The sequence below is a fragment of the bacterium genome, assembly GCA_026129405.1.
Lineage (GTDB): Bacteria > Desulfobacterota > Binatia > DP-6 > DP-6 > JAHCID01.
In genome coordinates, this window is record JAHCID010000003.1 from 448,772 (window position 1) to 469,176 (window position 20,405).

Annotated in this window: 14 protein-coding genes; 10 read left to right on the forward strand and 4 right to left on the reverse strand. The window is 74.1% G+C overall.

Annotated elements, in window-relative coordinates; all coding sequences use genetic code 11:
* Positions 1–77 precede the first annotated feature (77 nt).
* The 3 genes from KIT14_14660 to KIT14_14670 are packed head-to-tail and all read left to right on the forward strand — an operon-like array spanning position 78 to position 6,063.
* Positions 78–1,412, forward strand: coding sequence for a TolC family protein (locus tag KIT14_14660; GenBank protein MCW5891770.1), 1,335 nt, complete (start codon positions 78–80; stop codon positions 1,410–1,412).
* On the forward strand, positions 1,409–2,659 hold the full coding sequence (locus tag KIT14_14665) for an efflux RND transporter periplasmic adaptor subunit (protein MCW5891771.1): 1,251 nt from the start codon (positions 1,409–1,411) through the stop codon (positions 2,657–2,659). Before KIT14_14660 ends, KIT14_14665 begins: the two co-directional genes overlap by 4 nt.
* Complete coding sequence (locus tag KIT14_14670; GenBank protein MCW5891772.1) at positions 2,656–6,063, forward strand: efflux RND transporter permease subunit; 3,408 nt, start codon at positions 2,656–2,658, stop codon at positions 6,061–6,063. Before KIT14_14665 ends, KIT14_14670 begins: the two co-directional genes overlap by 4 nt.
* A gap of 14 nt (positions 6,064–6,077) precedes the next feature.
* Here KIT14_14670 and dauA read toward each other — a convergent pair whose 3' ends face one another.
* Positions 6,078–7,862 (reverse strand): C4-dicarboxylic acid transporter DauA, encoded by a 1,785-nt coding sequence (gene dauA, locus KIT14_14675; protein ID MCW5891773.1) that lies wholly within the window; start codon positions 7,860–7,862, stop codon positions 6,078–6,080.
* 116 nt (positions 7,863–7,978) lie between these two features.
* On the opposite strand from dauA, the gene KIT14_14680 reads away from it, so the two are divergent.
* Positions 7,979–8,137, forward strand: a complete 159-nt coding sequence (locus tag KIT14_14680; GenBank protein ID MCW5891774.1) for a hypothetical protein — start codon at positions 7,979–7,981, stop codon at positions 8,135–8,137.
* Here the strand turns inward: KIT14_14680 and KIT14_14685 are convergent.
* Both KIT14_14685 and glgX read right to left on the reverse strand, forming a co-directional pair.
* Positions 8,119–9,072, reverse strand: a complete 954-nt coding sequence (locus tag KIT14_14685; protein ID MCW5891775.1) for a class II fructose-bisphosphate aldolase family protein — start codon at positions 9,070–9,072, stop codon at positions 8,119–8,121. The genes KIT14_14680 and KIT14_14685 overlap by 19 nt on opposite strands.
* 50 nt (positions 9,073–9,122) lie before the next feature.
* A complete protein-coding gene (glgX, locus tag KIT14_14690) occupies positions 9,123–11,246 on the reverse strand; it encodes a glycogen debranching protein GlgX (protein ID MCW5891776.1) in 2,124 nt (707 codons plus the stop codon).
* A gap of 164 nt (positions 11,247–11,410) precedes the next feature.
* Here glgX and KIT14_14695 point away from each other — a divergent pair, with 164 nt between their 5' ends.
* Complete coding sequence (locus KIT14_14695; GenBank protein MCW5891777.1) at positions 11,411–11,659, forward strand: hypothetical protein; 249 nt, start codon at positions 11,411–11,413, stop codon at positions 11,657–11,659.
* Positions 11,660–11,802: 143 nt separating this feature from the next.
* Entirely contained in the window at positions 11,803–12,951 is a 1,149-nt protein-coding gene (locus KIT14_14700) for a hypothetical protein (protein MCW5891778.1), read from the forward strand.
* Between the two features lie 16 nt (positions 12,952–12,967).
* Here the strand turns inward: KIT14_14700 and KIT14_14705 are convergent, their stop codons facing one another.
* Positions 12,968–13,822 carry a crotonase/enoyl-CoA hydratase family protein gene (locus tag KIT14_14705; GenBank protein MCW5891779.1) on the reverse strand — a complete coding sequence of 285 codons (855 nt, stop codon included), beginning with the start codon at positions 13,820–13,822 and terminating at the stop codon, positions 12,968–12,970.
* 81 nt (positions 13,823–13,903) lie between these two features.
* Between KIT14_14705 and KIT14_14710 the strand changes: the two genes are divergently transcribed.
* The 4 genes from KIT14_14710 to cdaA all read left to right on the forward strand — a co-directional run bounded on the left by KIT14_14710 (position 13,904) and on the right by cdaA (position 20,405).
* Complete coding sequence (locus KIT14_14710; protein MCW5891780.1) at positions 13,904–16,177, forward strand: S8 family serine peptidase; 2,274 nt, start codon at positions 13,904–13,906, stop codon at positions 16,175–16,177.
* 137 nt (positions 16,178–16,314) lie between these two features.
* Positions 16,315–17,670: a tRNA lysidine(34) synthetase TilS gene (gene tilS / locus KIT14_14715; GenBank protein MCW5891781.1), complete on the forward strand. Its 1,356-nt coding sequence runs from the start codon at positions 16,315–16,317 to the stop codon at positions 17,668–17,670.
* A 65-nt stretch (positions 17,671–17,735) separates the two neighbouring features.
* Entirely contained in the window at positions 17,736–19,571 is a 1,836-nt protein-coding gene (gene ftsH / locus KIT14_14720; protein MCW5891782.1) for an ATP-dependent zinc metalloprotease FtsH, read from the forward strand.
* A gap of 81 nt (positions 19,572–19,652) precedes the next feature.
* Positions 19,653–20,405 (forward strand): diadenylate cyclase CdaA, encoded by a 753-nt coding sequence (cdaA, locus tag KIT14_14725; protein MCW5891783.1) that lies wholly within the window; start codon positions 19,653–19,655, stop codon positions 20,403–20,405.

Sequence of the window (20,405 nt, forward strand, 5' to 3'; positions counted from 1 at the left end):
GTGCGGGGCGTCAACCCGCCGGCACGGGTGTGCCCGCGGGCAGACGCCGGACCACGTCCGGCCGAGGAGACCCCGCCATGCATCCCGCTCTTCCCGCCGTGGCGCTCGCGCTCGCGAGCGTCGCCACGGCCTGCTCGCTCGCGCCGCGTGCCGCGACCACGGAGCGCCAGCGCGCCGAGGCCGCCGGCGGCGCGTGGATCGTACCGCGTGCCGACCGGCACCTTCCCGCGCTTCCGCTCGCGCCCGGCTGGCGCGACGTGGTCGGACGGGCGCTGGTCGCCAACGGCGAGCTCGAGGCCGCCTACCGGGAGTGGCAGGCGGCGCTGGCCCGCATCGACGCGGCCGCCGCCTACCCGAACACGAACGTCTCGGTGGGCTTCGAGTACCTCGTGTCCGGGCAGGGCCTCTCGGCCTGGGATCGCACCACGCTCGAGTTCGGGTTCGACCCGATGCAGAACCTCGCCTTCCCGACCAAGGTGCTCGCCGCCGGCGAGATCGCGCTGGCGGAGGCGCGCGCGGCCGGAGAGCGCTTCGCAGCGGCGCGGTTCGCGCTGAAGCGGCGGGTGCTCACCACCTGGTGGCAGCATGCCCTCGCCGGCGAGCGTGTGCGCCTGGCGTACGACGCGCAGGCGCTCGCGCGACTCGCCGTCGCGACGGCGCGCGCCGCGACCGGCGCCGGAGCCCAGGCGGCCGACGCGGTCACCGCCGACGCCGCGCTGCTCGAGGCGGGCGCCGAGATCGGGCGGCTCGAGGCCGAGCGCACGGCGTTGCGTGCGACCCTGAACGCGCTCGTCCTCCGTGCCGCCGACACGCCGCTCGACCCCCCGGCGACGCTGCCCGCGCCGCGCCCGCTTCCCGTGCCGGACGGGCGCGGCATCGCGGGCAACCCGGGCCTGCGCGCACTCGCCCACGACCTCGCCGGACGCGAGCACGCGCTCGACCTCGCCTGGCAGCAGATCATCCCCGACGTGAACCCGTTCGTCGGGCTCACCGGCAGCATGGAGCGGGCGGCGGGGGTGGTGCTGTCGATTCCCGTGCGCATCCCGCTGATCCGTGCCGGCATCGCCGAGGCGCGGGCGATGCTGTCGCGGGCGGAGGCCCTGCGCGACCAGGCGGGACACGACCGCGACGCGGACCTCGTCGCGACGCTGGCGGCACTGCACGACGCCGATCGGCGAGCGACGCTGTGGTCGGAGCGGATCGTCCCCGCGCTCGCCCAGGCGGCGGCGACACGGCGGGCCGCCTACGCCGCCGAGGCGGGCGGGCTCGGGGATCTGCTCGACGCGGAACGCGCCGTCGTCGATGCGCGGCTCCTCGCCGCCGAGCTGCACGTGGCGCGCGAAACGCGTCTCGCCGAGCTGGAGGAGCTCGTCGGCGCCGACGCCGAGACGCTCGCGGGAGGTGCGTCGTGAAGGCCCGCGTCGCCGTCGCCGTCGCCCTCGCGGCCGGCCTGGCCGGAGGCTACTTCCTGCGCGGCACGCCGGCACCGGCGTCGCCCGACCTCGCCGCCGCGCCGGAGCAGCTGTGGACCTGCGGCATGCATCCGCAGGTGCTGCGCCACGAGCCGGGCAGCTGCCCCATCTGCGGCATGGCCCTGACCCCTCTCCGGCACGAGGCCGCGACCCCGGGGACGCGCGAGGCGGTCACCATCGATCCGGTGGTGGTGCAGAACATGGGCGTCCGGGTGGCGCCGGTGCGGCGCGGCGCGCTCGCGGCCTCGGTCCGCGCGGCCGGCGTGCTCGCCGAGGCGCAGCCGGCGCAGCACGACGTCACGCCGCGGGTCGGCGGCGTCGTGACGCGGCTGTGGGCCGACACCGACGGCATGCACGTGCAGCAGGGCGCACCGCTCTTCGCGCTCCAGAGCCCCGAGCTCGACGCCGCCGTCGGCGAGCTGATCGCAGCGCGACGCGCTGCCGAGGAATCCCCGACCGCCGCGTCGTCCACCGCCGCCGCCGTGCGGACGGCGGTGGAGCGCAAGCTCGCCCGCTGGGGCGTGGCGCCGGACGACGTCGCGCGTCTGGCCCGCCTCGACGCACCGCCGCCGGCGGTCACGTTCCGCAGCCCGATCGACGGCCACGTCGTGATGAAGGAGGTCGTCGAGGGCGACGGCGTCGAGGCGGGGAGGACCGTGCTGCGGATCGTCGACCACCGGGCGCTGTGGCTCGAGGCGCGGGTGTTCGAGCGCCAGCTCGGGGCCGTGCGCCTCGGCCAGCCGGCGACGGCGACCCTCGACGCCGACCCCGGCCGGCCGATCACCGGCACGGTGTCGTTCGTCCATCCACATCTCGATGCGGCAACGCGGACCGGCATGGTGCGGGTCGCGGTGCCGAACCCCGACCTCGCGCTGCGCCCCGGCATGTTCGCCACGGTGGAGCTGCACGGCGAGGTCGCTGCCGACGCCGTGCTCGTGCCGCGCGAGGCGGTGATCGACACCGGGACGCGCCAGCTCGCCTTCGTCGCCCGGCCGGGCGGCCGCTTCGAGGCGCGCACGCTACGGCTCGGCGAGGCCGGCGTCGGACCGGACGGGCCGGCGTTCGCGGTCCTCGACGGGCTCGCGCCGGGCGACGACGTCGTCGTCAGCGGCCAGTTCCTGCTCGACGCGGAGAGCCGTCTGCGCGAGGGCATCGCCCGCTTCCAGGCGACGGAGGCGGGGCGGTGATCGCCCGCGTCATCGCGGCCTCGGTCCGCAATCGCCTGCTGGTCGTGCTCCTCACCCTGCTCCTCGTCGGGCTCGGCCTGCACGCCACGCGCACGATCCGGCTGGACGCCATCCCGGACCTCTCCGACGTCCAGGTGATCGTGGTCACCGACGTACCCGGTCAGAACCCCCAGGTGGTGGACGATCAGGTCACCTATCCGCTCGCCAACCTGATGCTCGCCGTCCCGGGCAGCACGGCGGTGCGCGGCTTCAGCATGTTCGAGCTCTCCTTCGTCTACGTGCTCTTCGAAGACGGGACGGACCTCTACTGGGCACGCAGCCGGGTGCTCGAAGCGCTCAGCGCGGCGCGCGAGCGCCTGCCTCCCGAGGTGCAGCCCCGCCTCGGGCCCGACGCGACGGGCGTCGGCTGGGTGTACCAGTACGTGCTGTACCCCGGCTGGTACTGCGCGTCGGCTCCGCGCGGCGTGTGGCGCGACGATGCCGCCGATCGCTGGTGGGCGCGCCCCGACGACGCGCCGCCCGACCGCCGGCCGGCGCTGCGACGGGTGCGCGGCTTCGCCGATCCGGGGACGTGCCCGCTCGACGGCTCCCCGCTCCGGGCCTCCGATCAGGACCTGAGCTCGCTGCGCGCGCTCCAGGACTGGTACGTGCGCCAGCCGCTCAACGCCGTGCCGGGCGTGGCCGAGGTGGCGTCGATCGGCGGTTTCGTCCGCGAGTATCAGGTGGTGCTCCGTCCCGAGCGGCTGCTCGCCCTCGATCTGCCCATCGGCGACGTCGTGCGCGCGGTCGAGCGCTCCAACCGCGACGTCGGCGGCGCCGTCGTCGAGATGGCGGAGCACGAGTACATGGTGCGCAGCCGCGGCTACCTCGGCGGCGTCGACGATCTCGCGCAGGTGCCCGTGCGCGTCGGTGCCGACGGTACGCCCGTGCTCCTCGGCGACGTGGCGACCATCCAGGTGGGCGGCGCGGCGCGGCGCGGCGTCGGCGAGCTCGACGGACGGGGCGAGGCGGTGGGGGGCGTCGTCGTCGCCCGCTTCGGCGAGAACGCCTACCAGGTGATCCAGGCGGCGAAGGCGAAGCTCGCCGAGCTCGAGGCGGGGCTTCCGCCCGGCGTCTACGTGCTGCCGACGTACGATCGCTCGGCGCTGATCGAGCGCGCCGTCGGCACGCTACGGCGCGCGGTGATCGAGGAGCTGATCGTGACCGCGCTCGTCTGCCTCGTCTTCCTGGCGCACGTGCGCAGCGCGCTGGTGGCGATCGTGGTGCTGCCGATCGGGCTCCTGGTGTCGCTGCTGGTGATGCAGCTGCTCGGCATCAACGCCAACGTCATGAGCCTCGGCGGCCTCGCGCTCGCGGTCGGCGTGATGGTCGATTCCGCCGTCGTCATGATCGAGAACGCGCACAAGCACCTCGAGCGCGAGCGGGCACGGGTGGGGGCGGGCGGCACGCCGCGCGGCCAGGCGGCGGTCGTGCTCGCGGCGGCCGTCGAGGTCGGACCGAGCCTCTTCTTCTCCCTGCTCGTCATCACGGTGTCGTTCCTGCCGATCTTCGTCCTCGGCGAGCAGTCGGGACGGCTGTTCGGCCCGCTCGCCTACACGAAGACGTTCGCCATCGCCGCCGGCGCCGTCCTCGGCATCACCGTGGTGCCGGCGCTGATGGTGTGGCTGGTGCGCGGGCGCATCCCGTCGGAGGCGGCGAACCCGCTGAACCGCGCCGGGACGCGGCTCTACGAGCCCGCCTTCCACCTGACCATGCGCCATCCCGTCGCCACCCTGGCCGTGGTCGCCGTGCTGGGCGCGTCGGCCCTGTGGCCGCTGTCGCAGCTGGGTGAGGAGTTCATGCCGCCGCTCGACGAGGGCGACCTCCTCTACATGCCGACCACCGACCCGGGCATCGGCGTCACCGCGAGCACGGCGCTGCTCCAGCAGACCGATCGGCTCATCAAGACGTTCCCCGAGGTCGTGCGCGTGCACGGCAAGATCGGTCGCGCCGAGACCGCCACCGACCCGGCGCCGCTCTCGATGATCGAGACGGTCGTGCAGCTCGAGCCCGACCCGGCGCGCTGGCGCACGCGGACGGTCGCCCGCTTCCATGACGGCTGGCCCGACTGGCTCGCCGCGCCGCTGCGCTGGATCTGGTCGAGCCGGCGCACCATCACGCGCGAGGAGCTGACCTACGGATGGACCGAGCCGGACGGCACGCGGCATCCGGGGCTCCACCAGAGCGTCAGCTTCCCCGGGGTCGCCAACGCCTGGCCGTATCCGATCGAGAACCGCCTGCAGATGCTGACCACCGGCATCAAGACGCCCGTCGGCGTGAAGGTCCTCGGGCCCGACCTCGACGTCCTCTCCGCCCTCGCCGAGCGCACGGCCAACGTGCTCCGCACCGTGCCCGGAACGGTCAGCGCGTACCCGGAGCGCACGACCGGCGGCTACTACCTCGACGTCGACGTCGACCGCGGGGCGGCGGCGCGCTACGGCCTCACCACCGGCGACGTGCAGGACGTCGTCCAGACCGCCGTCGGCGGCATGGCGGTGACGACCGCCGTCGAGGGGCTCGCCCGATACCCGGTGACGGTGCGCTACGCGCGCGAGCTGCGCGACGATCTGCCGGCCCTGCGGGCCGTCCTCGTGCCCACGGCGACCGGTACGCAGGTGCCGCTCGGGCAGCTCGCCACCCTGCGCGTGACGCCCGGCCCGCCGATGATCCGCAGCGAGGACGCGCGCCGGAGCAGCTGGGTCTACGTCGACATCACGGGACGCGACCTCGGCGGCTACGTGCGCGAGGCACGCGCCCGCGTCGACGCCGAGGCGCCGCTGCCGCCGGGGTACACGCGACTCTGGTCCGGCCGTTTCGAGCAGCTCGAGCGCGCGAACGCCCGCCTCCGCGTGGTCGTGCCGATCACGCTCGTCCTCATCGTGCTGCTGCTCTACGCCGCGAACGGCAGCTGGCTGCGGGTCGGCATCGTGCTCCTCGCCGTGCCCTTCAGCCTGATCGGCGCGTTCTGGTTCCTGTGGATCCTCGACTACGACCTCAGCCTCGCGGTCTGGGTCGGCATCATCGCGCTGCTCGGCATCGACGCCGAGACCGGGCAGGTGATGCTCCTCTACCTCGACACCACGCTCGAGCGCTGGCGCGACGCGGGCCGGCTGCGGACGGCCGACGACCTGTACGCGGCCATCCACGAGGGCGCGGTGCAGCGCCTGCGGCCGAAGACGATGACCGTGGCGACGGACCTGATCGGGCTGCTGCCGCTGCTGTGGGTCACGGGCACCGGCGCCGACGTCACCCGGCGTCTGGTCGCGCCGCTGGTCGGCGGCATCACGGTGAGCTTCGTGATGGAGCTGCTCGTCTACCCGGTCGTCTTCTACCTCGCGCAGCGCCGGCGGCTGCGCCTCGGGTGAGGCTCGGGCCGAGCTCAGGACGCGCGCGGCGACGGCGCCGGTTGCTGCGGCTTCGCGGCGACCCAGTCGGGGTTCAGCGCCACCAGGTCGCGCGCCATGCCGAGCGCCTGCGGGAGGTCGCGCGCGAACACGACGCGCTCGTGCGCGGCCTCCCACTGCGCGCGCGCGAAGACCCGGCGCGGCTCGGGCAGGGGTCCCGCCACGATGACCAGACGCCGCTCGCGCGTGAGGCGCGCGAGCGCGCTCTCGAGCGCGACGAGCCCGGTCGCGTCGATCACCGGCACGCGGCCGAGCCCCAGCACGACCACCTGGGCGCTGGCGCCGATGGCGTCGAGCGCCGCGACGGCCTTCTGCGCCGCGCCGAAGAAGAGCGGGCCGGCGATCTCGTAGACCGCGATGCTCGGCGGCAGCGCGCGGTCCTCGGCTTCCGGGCTCTCGTCGACGAGGATGCGGGCGCGGGTGAGGACCGCCATGCGGTTCATGAAGAGGAACGCCGCCAGGACCACGCCGACGCCCACCGCCATGACCATGTCGAACGCCACGGTCAGGGCGAAGCAGGTGACCAGGACGAAGACGTCGCTGCGCGGCGCCACACGCAGCATGTGCGCGACGTGCTGCCGGTCCGACATGTTCCAGGCGACGAGCAGCAGCAGCGCCGCCAGCGAGCCCATCGGCAGGTGCGCGACGAGCGGCGCCAGGACGAGGATCGCCCCGAGCACGACCGCGGCGTGGACGAGGGCCGCGACCGGCGAGCGTGCGCCGCTGCGGACGTTGGTCGCGGTGCGGGCGAGGGCGCCGGTCGCGGCGATGCCGCCGAAGAACGGTGCGATCACGTTGGCGAGCCCCTGGCCGACGAGCTCGGCGTCGGGGTCGTGACGCTTGCCGGTCATGCCGTCGGCAACCACCGCGGAGAGGAGCGACTCGATCGCCCCGAGCATGGCGATCGCCATCGCCGCCGGCAGCAGGGACGCCACCAGGTCGAAGCTCAGGTCGCCGCCCCAGGGCAGATGCGGCAGCGGCGGCAGCGGCGGGATGCCCACGAACGGATGGCCGTCGATCGTGCCGTGGAAGCGCGAGCCGATCGTCGCCACCGGCACGCCGAGGGCCCAGACGCAGGCGCCGACCAGCGCGAGCGCCACGAGCGGCCCCGGCACCCGCGGCACCAGGCGCGGCGCGACCAGGAGGAGCCCGAGCGTCGCCAGGGTGACGCCGAGCTCCACGGCCGACCACGTCCCGCGCGCCTGCCACAGCGCCGCGACCTTCTCCGGGAAGCGCTCCGGCAGGCGGTCGACGCGGAGCCCGAAGGCGTCCTTCAGCTGGAGCGTCGCGATCACCGTCGCGATGCCCGCGGTGAATCCGGTCGTCACCGGATAGGGGATGAACTCGACGAAGCGGCCGAGCCGCGCCACGCCCATGGCGACGAGGATGAGTCCGGCCAGCAGGCCCGCGACGAGGAGTCCGGCGAGCCCGTGCGCGCCCACGATCGGCGCCAGCACGACCACGAATGCCGCCGTCGGCCCGGTCACCTGGAACTTCGAGCCGCCGGTCAGCGCCGCGACCGCGCCCGCGACCACGGCCGTGTAGAGGCCGTGCTGGGGGGGGACGCCCGAGGCGATGGCGAGCGCCATCGAGAGCGGGATCGCGACGATGCCGACGACGCTTCCCGCGAGGAGATCGGCCCGCAGGTCCTGCGCGCCGTAGCCGGCGGCGAGCGCCCGGCGCAGCCCGACGGCGAAGGGGCGCGTGGTCGGGCGCGGCGGCTGGTCGCCGTCGAGCGACGCGCGCAGCCGACTAGGCATCGCACGTCGATCGCGCCGCGGTATCCATGCCGTCACAGTGGCACACGGCCCCGGCCAGATGAAACCCGGGCGTCGGCGGCACGGTGCACCGCCGCTCGACGCGCACCCGGCGATGTATGCGCATCCATGCCCGGCGCCGGACGTGCGAGACGAGCGCCAGCCCGCAGGCGTCGGTGGGACGCTGGCGTCGCGAGCTGCCGGCGGAGCTGGCGGCGTTCCTCACCGCCGAGCTGCGCGACGAGCTCGCGCGCTTCGACTACGACGCGGACGCCTGACCGGCGCTCGCGGCGTCCTCGGCCTTGCCCGCGCTGCCGAGGAGCATGATGCGCTCCATGGTCGCGGCGCGGATGGCACGCTCCATCTCGCCCATGAGCTCGTAGAGGTTGAAGAGGTCGGGCCGCTCGCTCAGGACCTGGCGCAGCCGGCCGAGGGCGGCGAGGCGGAGGTCGGAGTCGGTGTTCACCTTGGCGACGCCGAGCGCCACGGCCTCGGCGATGAGATCGGGCGGAATGCCCTGGGCGTGGGGCAGCGTCGCACCGTAGCGCTCGGCGAGGGCGACGCCCTCGGCCGGCAGCGTCGAGGCGCCGTGCAGCACGAGCGGCTGGGGGACGCGGGCGGCGATCTCGCGCAAGCGCTCGAAGTCGAGGTACGGCGTGCCCTTGAACTTGTAGGCGCCGTGCGACGTACCGATGGCCACGGCGAGCGCGTCGACCTGGGTCTCGGTCGCGAAGCGCACGGCCTGATCGGGGTCGGTCAGCATGGAGCGGCCGCTCTGCTCGCCGAGATCCTCGATGCCGGCCAGCGTCCCGAGCTCCGCCTCGACGTGGACGCCGCGCGTGCGTGCGTAGCTCACGATGTCGCGGGTCTCGCGCTCGTTCTCCTCGAACGTCTCGCGCGACGCGTCGATCATCACCGACGGGTAGCCCGCGTCGATCGCGGCGCGCGCCAGCTCGACGCTCCTGCCGTGGTCGAGGTGCAGCGCGATCGGCGCCTGCGTGCCGCTCGCCAGCTTCGAGACGATGGCGACCATGGTCTCGAGCCCGGCGTGCTTCACGGCGCCCTCGGACGTCTGCACCAGGACCGGCGCCGAGAGCGCGTCGGCGGCGGCGATCACCCCGCGCGTCGATTCGAGATCGTAGACGTTGAAGCCGCCGAGCGCCCAGCCTTCGCGGCGGGCGCGGATCAGATACTCTCGCGGATTCACCAGCATGTCCCCTCCCTGGCACGGCGCCGGCCCCGGCGCGAGGGGGGGCACGCCGCTCATCCCGCCACGCCGAAGAGGAGGAGCGAGCGGCTCGTCACCTCGTAGAGCGTGCCCGCGGCGAAGCGCCCGCCGTCGGGGCGGTCGGGCTCGTGCGTATCCACGAGCACGCTCCACGTCCCGTCGCCCGGAACCGGCGGCAGGGTGAAGAGGACGACGTCGTGATGCGCGTTGAGGACGAGGAGGATGGTCGCGTCCTCGCCCCGCTGGTGGACGCCGGTGGTCTGCGCGCGGCCGTCGAGGAGCATGCCGAAGCAGCGCGTGTTGCCGTCGGCCCAGTCGGTCTCCTGCATCTCGGCGCCGGTGGCGTTCACCCAGGTGACGTCCTTGGTCCCGAGCTCGGGGTCGAACCGGCCGTCGACGAAGCGGGTGCGGCGCAGGGTCGCGGTGTCGCCCCGCAGGCGGGTGAGACGGCGGACGAAATCGGTCAGCGCCTCCTCGTCCGCGTCGCGCTGCCAGCGCACCCAGCTGATCTCACCGTCCTGACAGTAGGCGTTGTTGTTGCCGCGCTGGGTGCGGGCGCACTCGTCGCCGGCGAGCAGCATGGGCGTGCCCTGGCCGAGGAGCAGCGTCGCGAGGAAGTTGCGACGCTGGCGCGCCCGCAGCGCCACGACCTCCGCATCGTCGGTGGGACCCTCGATGCCGCAATTCCAGGAGCGGTTGTCGGACGTGCCGTCGCGGTTGTCCTCGCCGTTGGCCTCGTTGTGCTTGTCGTTGAAGGAGACGAGGTCGTGCAGCGTGAAGCCGTCGTGGGCGGTGACGAAGTTGACGCTCGCCCAGGGCTTGCGGCCGCGATGCTTGAACTCGTCGGGCGACGCGCACAGCCGCGGCGCCATCGCGCTCGCCGGCGCGTCACCGCGCCAGAAGTCGCGCGTCGTGTCGCGGAACTTGTCGTTCCACTCGGCCCAACCCGGCGGAAAGCCGCCGACCTGGTAGCCGCCGGGACCGCAGTCCCAGGGCTCGGCGATCAGCTTGACGGTCGCGAGCACGGGGTCCTGGCAGCAGGCCTTCAGGAAGCCGCTCTGGGTGTCGAAGCCGTCGGGCTCGCGCGCGAGGATCGTGCCGAGGTCGAAGCGGAAGCCGTCGACGTGCATCTCGGTCACCCAGTAACGCAGGCTGTCGGTGACCATCTGGATGACGCGGGCGTGGCTCAGGTTGAGCGTGTTCCCGGTGCCGGTGTCGTTGATGTAGTAGCGCGGCTCGTCGGGCAGCAGGCGATAGTAGCTGACGTTGTCGATGCCCTTGAACGACAGCGTCGGCCCGCGCTCGTTGCCCTCGGCGGTGTGGTTGTAGACCACGTCGAGGAGCACCTCGAGGCCGGCGTCGTGGAAGCGGGCCACCATCTCCTTGAACTCGCGCAGGCTGTTCGGGACGTCGGCGGCGTAGCGCGGATCGGGCGCGAAGAAGCCGATGGAGTTGTAGCCCCAGTAGTTGACGAGACCCTTCTCGAGCAGATGGCTGTCGTCGACGAAGGTGTGGATCGGCAGCAGCTCGACCGAGGTCACGCCGAGGCTCTTCACGTAGTCGACGACCTCGCGCACGCCGAGCCCGGCATAGGTGCCGCGCAGGTGCTCGGGGACGCGCGGGTGGAGCTTCGTGAAGCCGCGGACGTGCGTCTCGTAGACGATGGTGCGGTCCCAGGGGACCGCCGTACGTCCGGGCTCGCCCCTCCAATCGAAGTCGGGGTCGACGACGACGGAGCGGGGCACGAACGCGGCGCTGTCACGCTCGTCGAAGGTGCGGTCGTCGGTGGTCTCCATCTGGTAGCCGAAGACCGCCGGGTCCCAGCGCAGCGCGCCGGCGTGGGCGCGAGCGTACGGATCGAGGAGCAGCTTGCTCGGGTTGAACCGGTGCCCGGCGTCGGGCTCGTACGGGCCGTGGACGCGGTAGCCGTAGAAGGTGCCGGGGCCGACATCGGGCAGGTAGCCATGCCAGACCTCGTCGGTGAACTCCGGCAGCGCGATGCGCTCGAGCTCCTGCGCGCCGGTCTGGTCGAAGAGGCACACCTCGACGTTCGTGGCGTTGGCGGAGAAGAGCGCGAAGTTCGTGCCCTGACCGTCCCAGGTCGCGCCGCGCGGGTAGGGCAGCCCCTCGCGGATCGGACGTGCTCTGCGGTTCGCCACGACGCCTCCCCCGCACCGCCGCAGCGCGGGCGACGCGTGGCGCGGAGGGTAGCAGCCGCACGCGGGCTGACAATGCGGGTCGTGCCGCGGCGGGCGGGCCGGGATCACGCAATCGTCACGCCTGCGCCCGCTCCGGCGTCACACGTACGGGGTAGAAACCCGCCGTGCGCGAGGACGAGGTACGCGGGCCCGAGACGATCGCGTGTCCGCGCTGTCTCTGGGCGCGGATGGCGCAAGGAGCCGATGCCTGCCTGCGCCTGCGCGTCGGCCTGCGCGCGCACCTGGCCGTCTGCCACCCGGGAGTCCCGGAGGCCCGCGCGTCCGCCGTCGCCGACGGCCTGGCGGCCCGCCCCGCGCCGCCCCCGCGCCGCCCGCCGAGCCTCCCCACCGCGCTGCCCGCAGCGATCGGCTGACGCGCCGATCGTCCCGCCGCCCCGTCGTGTCCGCCGCGCGTCCTGCGGCGGACACGACGCCCGCCGCGCGCGTCGTGAAGACCGTCGCGAACCCTGCTACAAGCCCGCCCCGGCGATCGGGCTCGGGGAGAGGGAACGCCGACATGAGCGAGACGACGGCGGAGGTATACGGCGAACGGACGGCGACGGTCGACGAGGTGCGGGCCGAGCGCTTCGTGCTGGTCGACGGCGACGGGCGCCGGCGTGCGGCGCTCGGCCCGGCCGACGACGGCGCGACCGGGCTGCTCCTCTACGACGCGCAGGAGCGGGCGAAAGCGCAGCTCGTGCTCGACGGCAGCGGCGCCGCGCACGTGAAGCTGCACGAGCGCGACGGCGACGTCGCCGCCTGGCTGGCGGTGGCGCGCAGCGGCTCGCCGAGCCTCTACCTGCGCGGCGTCAGCCGGCACGACCGGGGTGTGCGCGGCCACGCCGAGGTGTGCGTCGACGAGCACGGCTGCCCGGTCCTCAGCCTGCACGACCGCGAGGGCCAGGCCCGCGTCCTGCTCAGCCTCGACGACCGCGACGGCCGCCCGAGCCTCAGCTTCTCCGATGCCCAGGGCAACTCGCGCCTGGTCCTGAGCGAGGACGGCAGCGGTGGCCTCCTCTACCTGTTCGATCGGGCGGGGGAGCCGCGCGGCGACGGCGTGCCCCACCTGCCGCTCGCCGAGCCGGCGCCCGCGGCCCCGGAGGCCACGCCGCCGCCGGTCGCGCCCATGGTCGCGCCGGCCCCGGCGGCCGACCCCAGGCGCTGGCCGCCCGGTCGCGCGGCTCGAGCGCGGGCGTTGGCGACGTCGCCTCGCGACCATCGCGGTGGCGCTCGTCGCCGCGGGCGGCGGCGCGCTCGGCGGCCGACTGCTGCCGCCGCTGGCGCCGCCGGCGAGTCGCCCCTGGCGCTCGCCACCACCGCGCCGGCCCCGGCGGCACCGCCCATCGTCGCAAGCGCCGGGCCGCGGCTCGAGGCCGAGGAGTTCGTGCTGCGCGACGCCGCCGGGGGCACGCGCGGACGCCTCGGGCTGCTGCCCGACGGCGCCCCGTATCTCCAGCTCGCGGGCGCCGACGGCGCCGGGCTCGTACAACTGGCCGTGCTGCCCGGCCCCGACGTCGTCTTCCAGCTCACCGCGGGCGACAGCGCGCTCCTCCTGAGCGCGGCGCCCGACGGGGCACCCTCGATCAGTCTCTACGAAGGCGATCGCGTCGTCTTCCAGGCCCCCGCCGGCGTCTCGCGCTTCCCCCCGCCGAGCGTCTGGCCCTGACGCCGGCGACCAGGCGTCAGCGCTTGCGGCTGCCGTAGTCGCCGAAGGGATCGTCGCGCTCGCGCACCGCCTGGCGGAAGCCCACCCCCTGCGCGCGCGACACGAAGTCGAGCCCTTCCTGCGTGTGGCGCGCGATGCCGTCGAACAGCGTGCCGAGCAGACGGCTGTTCGCGAAGCCCATGTGCTCGACGCTCTGGTTGCAGAGGAGCTTCAGCATGACGAGCTGGTTCAGGGGCACGCGGGCCATGCGCTCGGCGAGCGCGGTCGCGTGCGCCTCCAGGCGGTCATCGGGCACGGCCTCGAGGACGAGGCCCAGCTCGACCGCGCGGCGCGCGGGGATCTCGTCGCCGGTGAGGAGGTAGCGCTTCGCGCGCTCGAGGCCCATGCGGTAGACCCACATGGCGGTCGTCGGCGTGCCCCATACCCGCGACGGCGGGTAGCCGAAGCGGGCGCCTGCGCCGGCGACGATGAGGTCGGCGCACAAGACCATGTCGGTGCCGCCGCCGATGCACCAGCCCTGCGTCGCCGCGATCGTCGGCTTCTGCGCGTACCAGAGCTTCATGTAGGTATCGACGAAGCGCTTCATCATCCGGTAGTCGGCCACCGAGTCCCACGCGCGCTCGCGGCCCGCGGTCGCGCCCTCGGTCTCGGCGGCCTGCGCGACGGTCGACCAGTCGAGCCCGTAGCCCGCGCAGAACGCCGGCCCCTCGGCACGCAGCAGGATGACGCGCGCGTCGCGCTCGGCGTCGCCCGCATCGACCGCCGCGGCGAGCTCGTCGCGCAGCGTCGGCGTGATCGTGTTGTACTCGGCGGCGCGGCTGAGAACGATGTGGAACACGCCGTTGCGGGTCTCGGTGCGCAGCGTCTGCATGCGACGACCCTAACCCGGCAGACGCTGCAGCGGAACGGCACGACTCGACAGCAACGCCGCCCTCGTCGATGCTACGGCGCCATGCCGGGGCTCCTGGTGGCCGCGCTCGCGCTGGCGGGCGCCCTGACGACGCCCGCGGCCGCGCAGGTCCCGGGCGCCACCGCGACGGTGCTGCCGCCCGTCACACCGGCGGCCCGCGACCACGGCCCGGCGCGCAAGCTCGACCGGCGGCTGCGCCGGCTCGCCGAGGCGCCGGCCAGCAGCACGGCGCGGCAGACCGAGACCGTGGCGGTCACGGTGCGGCTCGGCGATCCCACGGGCCTCGATCGGCTCGCCGGGCTCGGGCTCGTCGTCGAGCGTCGCGCCGGCCGCGTCGTCGAGGGCCGCATCGCCCTGGAGGCGCTGCCGGCGCTCGCTGCGGACGCCGCCGTGCGCACGGTGCGGCCGACCGAGCGCGGCGTCCTCCGCGCCGGGGCCGTGGTCACCCAGGGCGATGCGGCGAGCGGCGCCGACCTCGTGCGCGCGCAGCGCGGGTTCACCGGCAGCGGCGTCACCGTCGGCGTGATCTCGGACGGCGTCGACTCCGCCGCGGCCGCGGCGGCGCGCGGCGAGCTGCCGCCGGTCGTCGTGCCCGCCGACGCGCGCTGCGCCAACGGCAGCGGCGACGAGGGTACGGCGCTGCTCGAGATCGTCCACGACGTCGCCCCGGGAGCGAGCCTGCTGTTCTCCGGCGGACTGTCGAGCCCGCTCGGCTTCGCCGACTCGGTGCGCTGCCTCACGGCGGCCGGGGCGCAGGTGATCGTCGACGACATCGCCTTCTTCTCCGAGCCGTTCTTCGAGGACGGTCCGGTCGCGCAGGCGGTGCGCGAGGCGGTGGGCGGCGGCGTCTCCTTCCACAGTGCGGCCGGCAACCAGGCGGGGACGCACTGGGAGGGACCGTTCCGCGCCTCGCCGGGCACGGGCTTCCACGACTTTCGCGGTGGCCCCGTCGACAACGTCGCCGAGGTGCTCGTGGCGCCGCAGGGCAGCGTCGGCTGCGCGCTCCAGTGGGACGATCCCTTCGGCGCCTCGGGCAACGACTACGATCTCTTCCTCCTGCGCGAGCCGTTCGCCAACTTCGACGCCGTCGACACCAGCGAGAACGTCCAGAGCGGCGACGGCGACCCGTTCGAGCTGGTGTCGGCGCGCAACAACACGTCGGGGACGCTGCGGCTCGGGCTGGCGATCCGGCGGCGCAGCGGCGCCGCGGCGCGCACGCTCGAGCTGGTCTGCTTCCGCAACGTCTCGGGCTTCGAGTTCCCCGTCCCGGCGGGCAGCATCGTCGGGCACCCGGCGGTGCCGGAGGTGGTCGCGGTGGGCGCGATCGACGTCGCCGATCCCGGCCTCGACACGGTCGAGGGCTTCAGCTCGCAGGGCCCGTCGCGCATCGTCTTCCCGGCCCCGGCGATGCGCACGAAGCCGGACCTCGTGGCCTTCGACGGCGTCGCCACCTCGGTTCCCGGCTTCGCCCCGTTCTACGGCACCTCGGCGGCGGCGCCGCACACGGCCGCCGTCGCGGCGCTCATGCTCCAGAAGAACCCGTTCCTGCGCCCGGCGGAGATCGCGAGCGCGCTCACGACCTCCGCCATCGACATCGGCGCGCCGGGCGTCGACACGGTCTCGGGCGCCGGACGCCTCGACGCGCTCGGCGCCGTCGACGCCACGCCGGCGCCCGAGTGCTTCACCGACGCCGACCCCGACTGCGTCGACGGCGACCCCTGCACGCAGGATCGCTGCGAGCGCGGGCGCTGCGTCCACCCGCCCGTCCCGTGCGACGACGGCGACCCGTGCAACGGCATCGAGACCTGCGAGCCCACGACGGGCGCGTGCCTCGCGGGCACGCCGCAGCCGGACGGCACGCCCTGTCCCGACGGCGACGTCTGCGACGGCGACGAGGTGTGCGCCGGCAGCGTCTGCCGCCCCGGCGTCGCGCTCGAGTGTCGCGACCCCGACCCGTGCAGCATCGACGCCTGCGACCCGGCAGGGGGGTGCTTCTTCCCGCCGCAGCAGGGCTTCGACGCCGTCCTCTGCCTCCTCGGCCAGGGCCTCCCGGACTGCGACGGCGAGGCGCTGCCGCGGCTCGTCGAGCGCCGCTTCGCGCGCGCGAACGTGCTCGTCGAGCGGGCGACGCAGGCGAAGAAGGTCCGCAAGCAGCGGCTCCGCCTGCGGCGGGCCGCGCGGCAGCTCGAGCGCGCGGCGGCGCGCGTGCGGCGGGTCGTGCGACGCGGGCGGCTCTCGGAGAGCTGCGGCGCCGCGGTGCAGGCACGGCTCGGCGAGGGCGCGGGCCGCGCGCGCGGGATCGCGGCGTCGCTCTAGTCCAGCTCTCGTCCGCCGGTGCGGCTCGGGACCGCGCGGCGATGGGCTTCGCCGCGTCGGCGCGCGGATCGCGAACGGCGGCGCGCGCCCGCGGGCGGTCGACGTCGGGCCTGGCATGCGTGCTACAGGTCGCGCCGATGCGGTCGTCGCCGTTCCTGCGTGCGCTCGAAGCCGGGCTCGCGCCCGTCGCGCCGGGCGAGCATCTCGTCCTCGCGGTATCGGGGGGCCCCGATTCGACGGCGATGCTGGCGGGCGTCGCCGCGCTCGCGGGGGCGCGGGGCTGGACGGTCACGGCGGTGCACGTCGACCACGGCCTCCGCGGCGCCGAGAGCGCCGACGAGGGGGCGCGCGTCGCCGCGCTCGCGGCACGGCTGGGCGCCGCCTGCGTGCGCCGCACGCTGGCGATGACGCCGGGCCCCGGCCTCGAGGCGCGGGCCCGGCGCCGGCGTTACGCGGCGCTGCTCGGCGTCGTGTCCGAGCTCGGCGCGACGCGCCTCTGCACGGCGCACACGCGCGACGATCAGGCCGAGACCGTGCTGCTGCGCCTGCTACGCGGGGCAGGGCGCCGCGGCCTCGGCGGCATGCGCCCGCGCCGCGGCAAGCTCCTGCGTCCGCTGCTCGGTGCCAGCCGTGCCGACGTCCGGCGCTATCTCGCCGAGCGCGGCCTCGACGCCGCCGTGGACCGCACCAACGCCGACCTGCGCCACACCCGCAACCGGGTACGGCGCCTGGCGCTGCCGTTCCTGGCGGCAGAGTTCGACGCGCGGCTTCCGGAGCGTCTCGCGGCGCTCGCGATGCGCCTGCGCGACGAGGACGACCTGCTGGCCGCGCTGGCGGCCGAACGCCTGCGGGCGCTCGCCGACGCGACGGGCCTCTCCGTCGCAGCCGCGGCCGAGCCGCCGGCGCTGGCCCGCCGCGTGGTGCGTGCCTGGCTCGAGCAGGGCCGGCGCGCCGACGTCGATGCCCGTCACGTCGAGCGGGTCCTCGACCTGGCCGCCGGCCGGGAACGCGGCACGATCGCGATCCCCGGGGCGTCGCGGGTGGTCCGCGAGGGCGATCGGCTCCTCCGCCGGGTCGGGCGCGCGGCCCCGCCGGCGGTGCCGTTCGCACTGCGCGTGATGCCGGGCGAGACCATCGAGGCGCCGGACGGGGAATGGCGGATGGCGCTGTCGGCGGTGCGGGCGCGGGCCGAGGACGAGTGGCGTCCACCACCGGGTCCGCAGGCGCTCTTCGACGCCGCCCGCCTGCCGACCGGACTCGTGGTCCGGCCGCCGCGGCCCGGCGATCGCGTCCGCATCGCCGGCGTGGGTACCCGCAAGCTGAGCGACGTCCTGATCGACCGCAAGGTACCCCGCGAGGCGCGTGGCCACCTCCCGGTGCTGGTCGGTGACGGCACCGTCCTGTGGGTCCCCGGGGTCGTGCGCGCCGCGACCGCGCTCCTCGAGAGCGACACGAGGTGGGTCGTCGCGGCGACCTGGGTCACGAAAGGCTGAGCTGCATTGCCCCTGAAAAACCCCCGTGGTAGCTTTTCGAGACGCGCAACGGTGAAGAGGAATCCTTGACCCCGGTCTCCCGTAATCTCGGACTCTGGCTGCTCCTTCTCCTCATGGGCCTGCTGCTGTGGTCGATCGTGACCAAGCAGGCGCCGCGCGAACCCGAAATCAGCTTCTCCCGCTTCATGCAGGCGGTCGAGGAGGGACGGGTTCAAGAGGTGGTGATCCAGGGCCAGAACATCAAGGGCCGCTACCGGGCCGAGCGCGGGGAGGGCGGCGAGGGCTTCAAGACCTTCACCCCGCAGGACCCGAACCTGGTGTCGACGCTGCGCGAGAAGGGCGTCGAGATCGAGGCCCGACCGGAGGACTCGGAGCCCTGGTACGTCGTCGCCCTGGTGCAGTGGGCCCCGATGCTGCTCCTGATCGGCGTCTGGATCTTCTTCATGCGCCAGATGCAGGTGGGCGGCGGCAAGGCGATGTCGTTCGGGAAGAGCCGCGCCAAGCTGCTCTCCGAGAACCAGCACAAGGTCACCTTCGCCGACGTCGCCGGCATCGACGAGGCCAAGGCCGAGCTCGAAGAGATCATCGCCTTTCTGAAGGACCCGAAGAAGTTCACGAAGCTCGGCGGCCGCATCCCGAAGGGCGTGCTGCTGGTCGGCCCCCCCGGCACGGGCAAGACGCTGCTCGCGCGCGGCGTCGCCGGCGAGGCGGGCGTGCCCTTCTTCTCGATCTCGGGCTCCGACTTCGTCGAGATGTTCGTCGGCGTCGGCGCCTCGCGCGTCCGCGACCTCTTCGTACAGGGCAAGAAGAACGCCCCCTGCATCATCTTCATCGACGAGATCGACGCCGTCGGCCGGCACCGCGGGGCGGGGCTCGGCGGCGGACACGACGAGCGCGAGCAGACCCTGAACCAGCTCCTCGTCGAGATGGACGGCTTCGAGACCAACGAGGGCGTCATCCTCGTCGCCGCGACCAACCGTCCCGACGTGCTCGATCCGGCGCTGCTGCGGCCCGGCCGCTTCGACCGCCGCGTGGTCGTCGCGCGCCCCGACGTGAAGGGCCGCGAGGGCATCCTGCGCGTGCACATCAAGCGCGTGCCCACCGCGGAAGACGTCGACGTCGAGCTGCTCGCGCGTCAGACGCCCGGCTTCGCCGGCGCCGACCTCGAGAACCTCGTCAACGAGGCGGCGCTGCTCGCCGCGCGCCAGGACAAGGACCGCGTCGCCATGCGCGACTTCGAGCTGGCGAAGGACAAGGTCCTCATGGGCACCGAGCGGCGCTCGATGATCATCAGCTACGAGGAGCGCAAGAACACGGCGTACCACGAGTCCGGCCACGCGCTGGTCGCCAAGCTGCTGCCCAACGCCGACCCGGTCCACAAGGTGACCATCATCCCGCGCGGCATGGCCCTCGGCCTGACGCAGCAGGTCCCGATGGACGATCGCCACACCTACGACCGCGGCTTCCTGCAGGACAACCTCGCCATCCTCTTCGGCGGGCGCGTCGCCGAGGAGCTGGTGCTCGGCCACCAGACCACCGGCGCGGGCAACGACATCGAGCGGGCCACCGAGATGGCGCGCAAGATGGTCTGCGAGTGGGGCATGAGCGAGAAGCTCGGCCCGATGACGTTCGGCAAGAAGGAAGAGGAGATCTTCCTCGGCCGCGACTTCACGCAGCGGGTCGACTACTCCGAGAGCACGGCGGTGCAGATCGACGGCGAGGTGCGCCGCATCCTCATGGAGGCGTACGAGCGCGCCAAGCTGCTCCTGCGCCGCAATCTGAACGTCCTGCACAAGATGGCGGAGGCTCTCTTGGAGCGCGAGTCGCTCGACGGGCCGGAGATCGACGAGATCATCCGCGCCAGCGCGGCCGAGCAGGGCGCCGTCGCGGCGTCGGCCTAGCGAGGACGTGGGTCGGGCCGTCGCTGCTGCGCCGCCGTCGCCTGCGGGCCACGGCGGTCAGGGGAGCGCGGGGAGGGGGGAGTGAGCGAGCTGATCCTGGGCTTCCGCTGGCAGGACGGCGTCGACATCGTCCTCCTGACCATCGGGATCTATTCCGGGATCAACCTGATCCGCGGGACCCGCGCGGCGCCGATGCTGATCGGCCTCGCCATGGTCTACGGGGTCTACTTCCTCTCGGCGCAGTTCGAGATCTACACCGTCAACGTCCTCCTCAACTACGTCCTCGGCTGGTCCCTCGTCCTCGTCTTCATCGTCTTCCAGAACGACATCCGCCGCGTGCTGACGCAGGTGGGGACCGGGCCGCTGTTCTCGCAGCGCGACCGCGTGCAGCAGAACCAGGCGGTGGAGGAGCTGGTGAAGGCGGTGTCGCACCTGGCGGGCCGCCGCACCGGCGCCCTCATCTGCCTCCAGAACGAGGTCGGCCTGAACGAGTACGTCGACGTGGGCACGCGGCTCGACGCGCGCGTCTCGCGCGAGCTCGTGACCAGCATCTTCCTCCCCGACTCGCCGATCCACGACGGCGCCCTCATCATCCAGCACGGCCGCATCACCGCCGCCGGCTGCTTCCTGCCCCTCACCACCAACCCCAACGTTTCGAAGACCCTCGGCACGCGCCACCGCGCCGCCATCGGCCTCACGGAGGAGACGGACGCCGTCGTGCTGGTCGTCTCCGAGGAGGACGGCACGATCTCCCTCGTCCGCGAGGGCAAGATCACGCGCGACGTCGACGCGGCCACGCTGCGCACGACCTTGCAGCAGCTGCTCGTAGGATGA

Coding starts and splice junctions, on each gene's coding strand:
- KIT14_14660 (MCW5891770.1), top strand. CDS start 78: ATGCATCCCGCTCTTCCCGCCGTGGCGCTCGCGCTCGCGAGCGTCGCC.
- KIT14_14710 (MCW5891780.1), top strand. CDS start 13,904: ATGCCGGGGCTCCTGGTGGCCGCGCTCGCGCTGGCGGGCGCCCTGACG.
- KIT14_14685 (MCW5891775.1), bottom strand. CDS start 9,072: ATGCTGGTGAATCCGCGAGAGTATCTGATCCGCGCCCGCCGCGAAGGC.
- tilS (MCW5891781.1), top strand. CDS start 16,315: ATGCGGTCGTCGCCGTTCCTGCGTGCGCTCGAAGCCGGGCTCGCGCCC.
- KIT14_14700 (MCW5891778.1), top strand. CDS start 11,803: ATGAGCGAGACGACGGCGGAGGTATACGGCGAACGGACGGCGACGGTC.
- dauA (MCW5891773.1), bottom strand. CDS start 7,862: ATGCCTAGTCGGCTGCGCGCGTCGCTCGACGGCGACCAGCCGCCGCGC.
- KIT14_14705 (MCW5891779.1), bottom strand. CDS start 13,822: ATGCAGACGCTGCGCACCGAGACCCGCAACGGCGTGTTCCACATCGTT.
- KIT14_14680 (MCW5891774.1), top strand. CDS start 7,979: ATGCGCATCCATGCCCGGCGCCGGACGTGCGAGACGAGCGCCAGCCCG.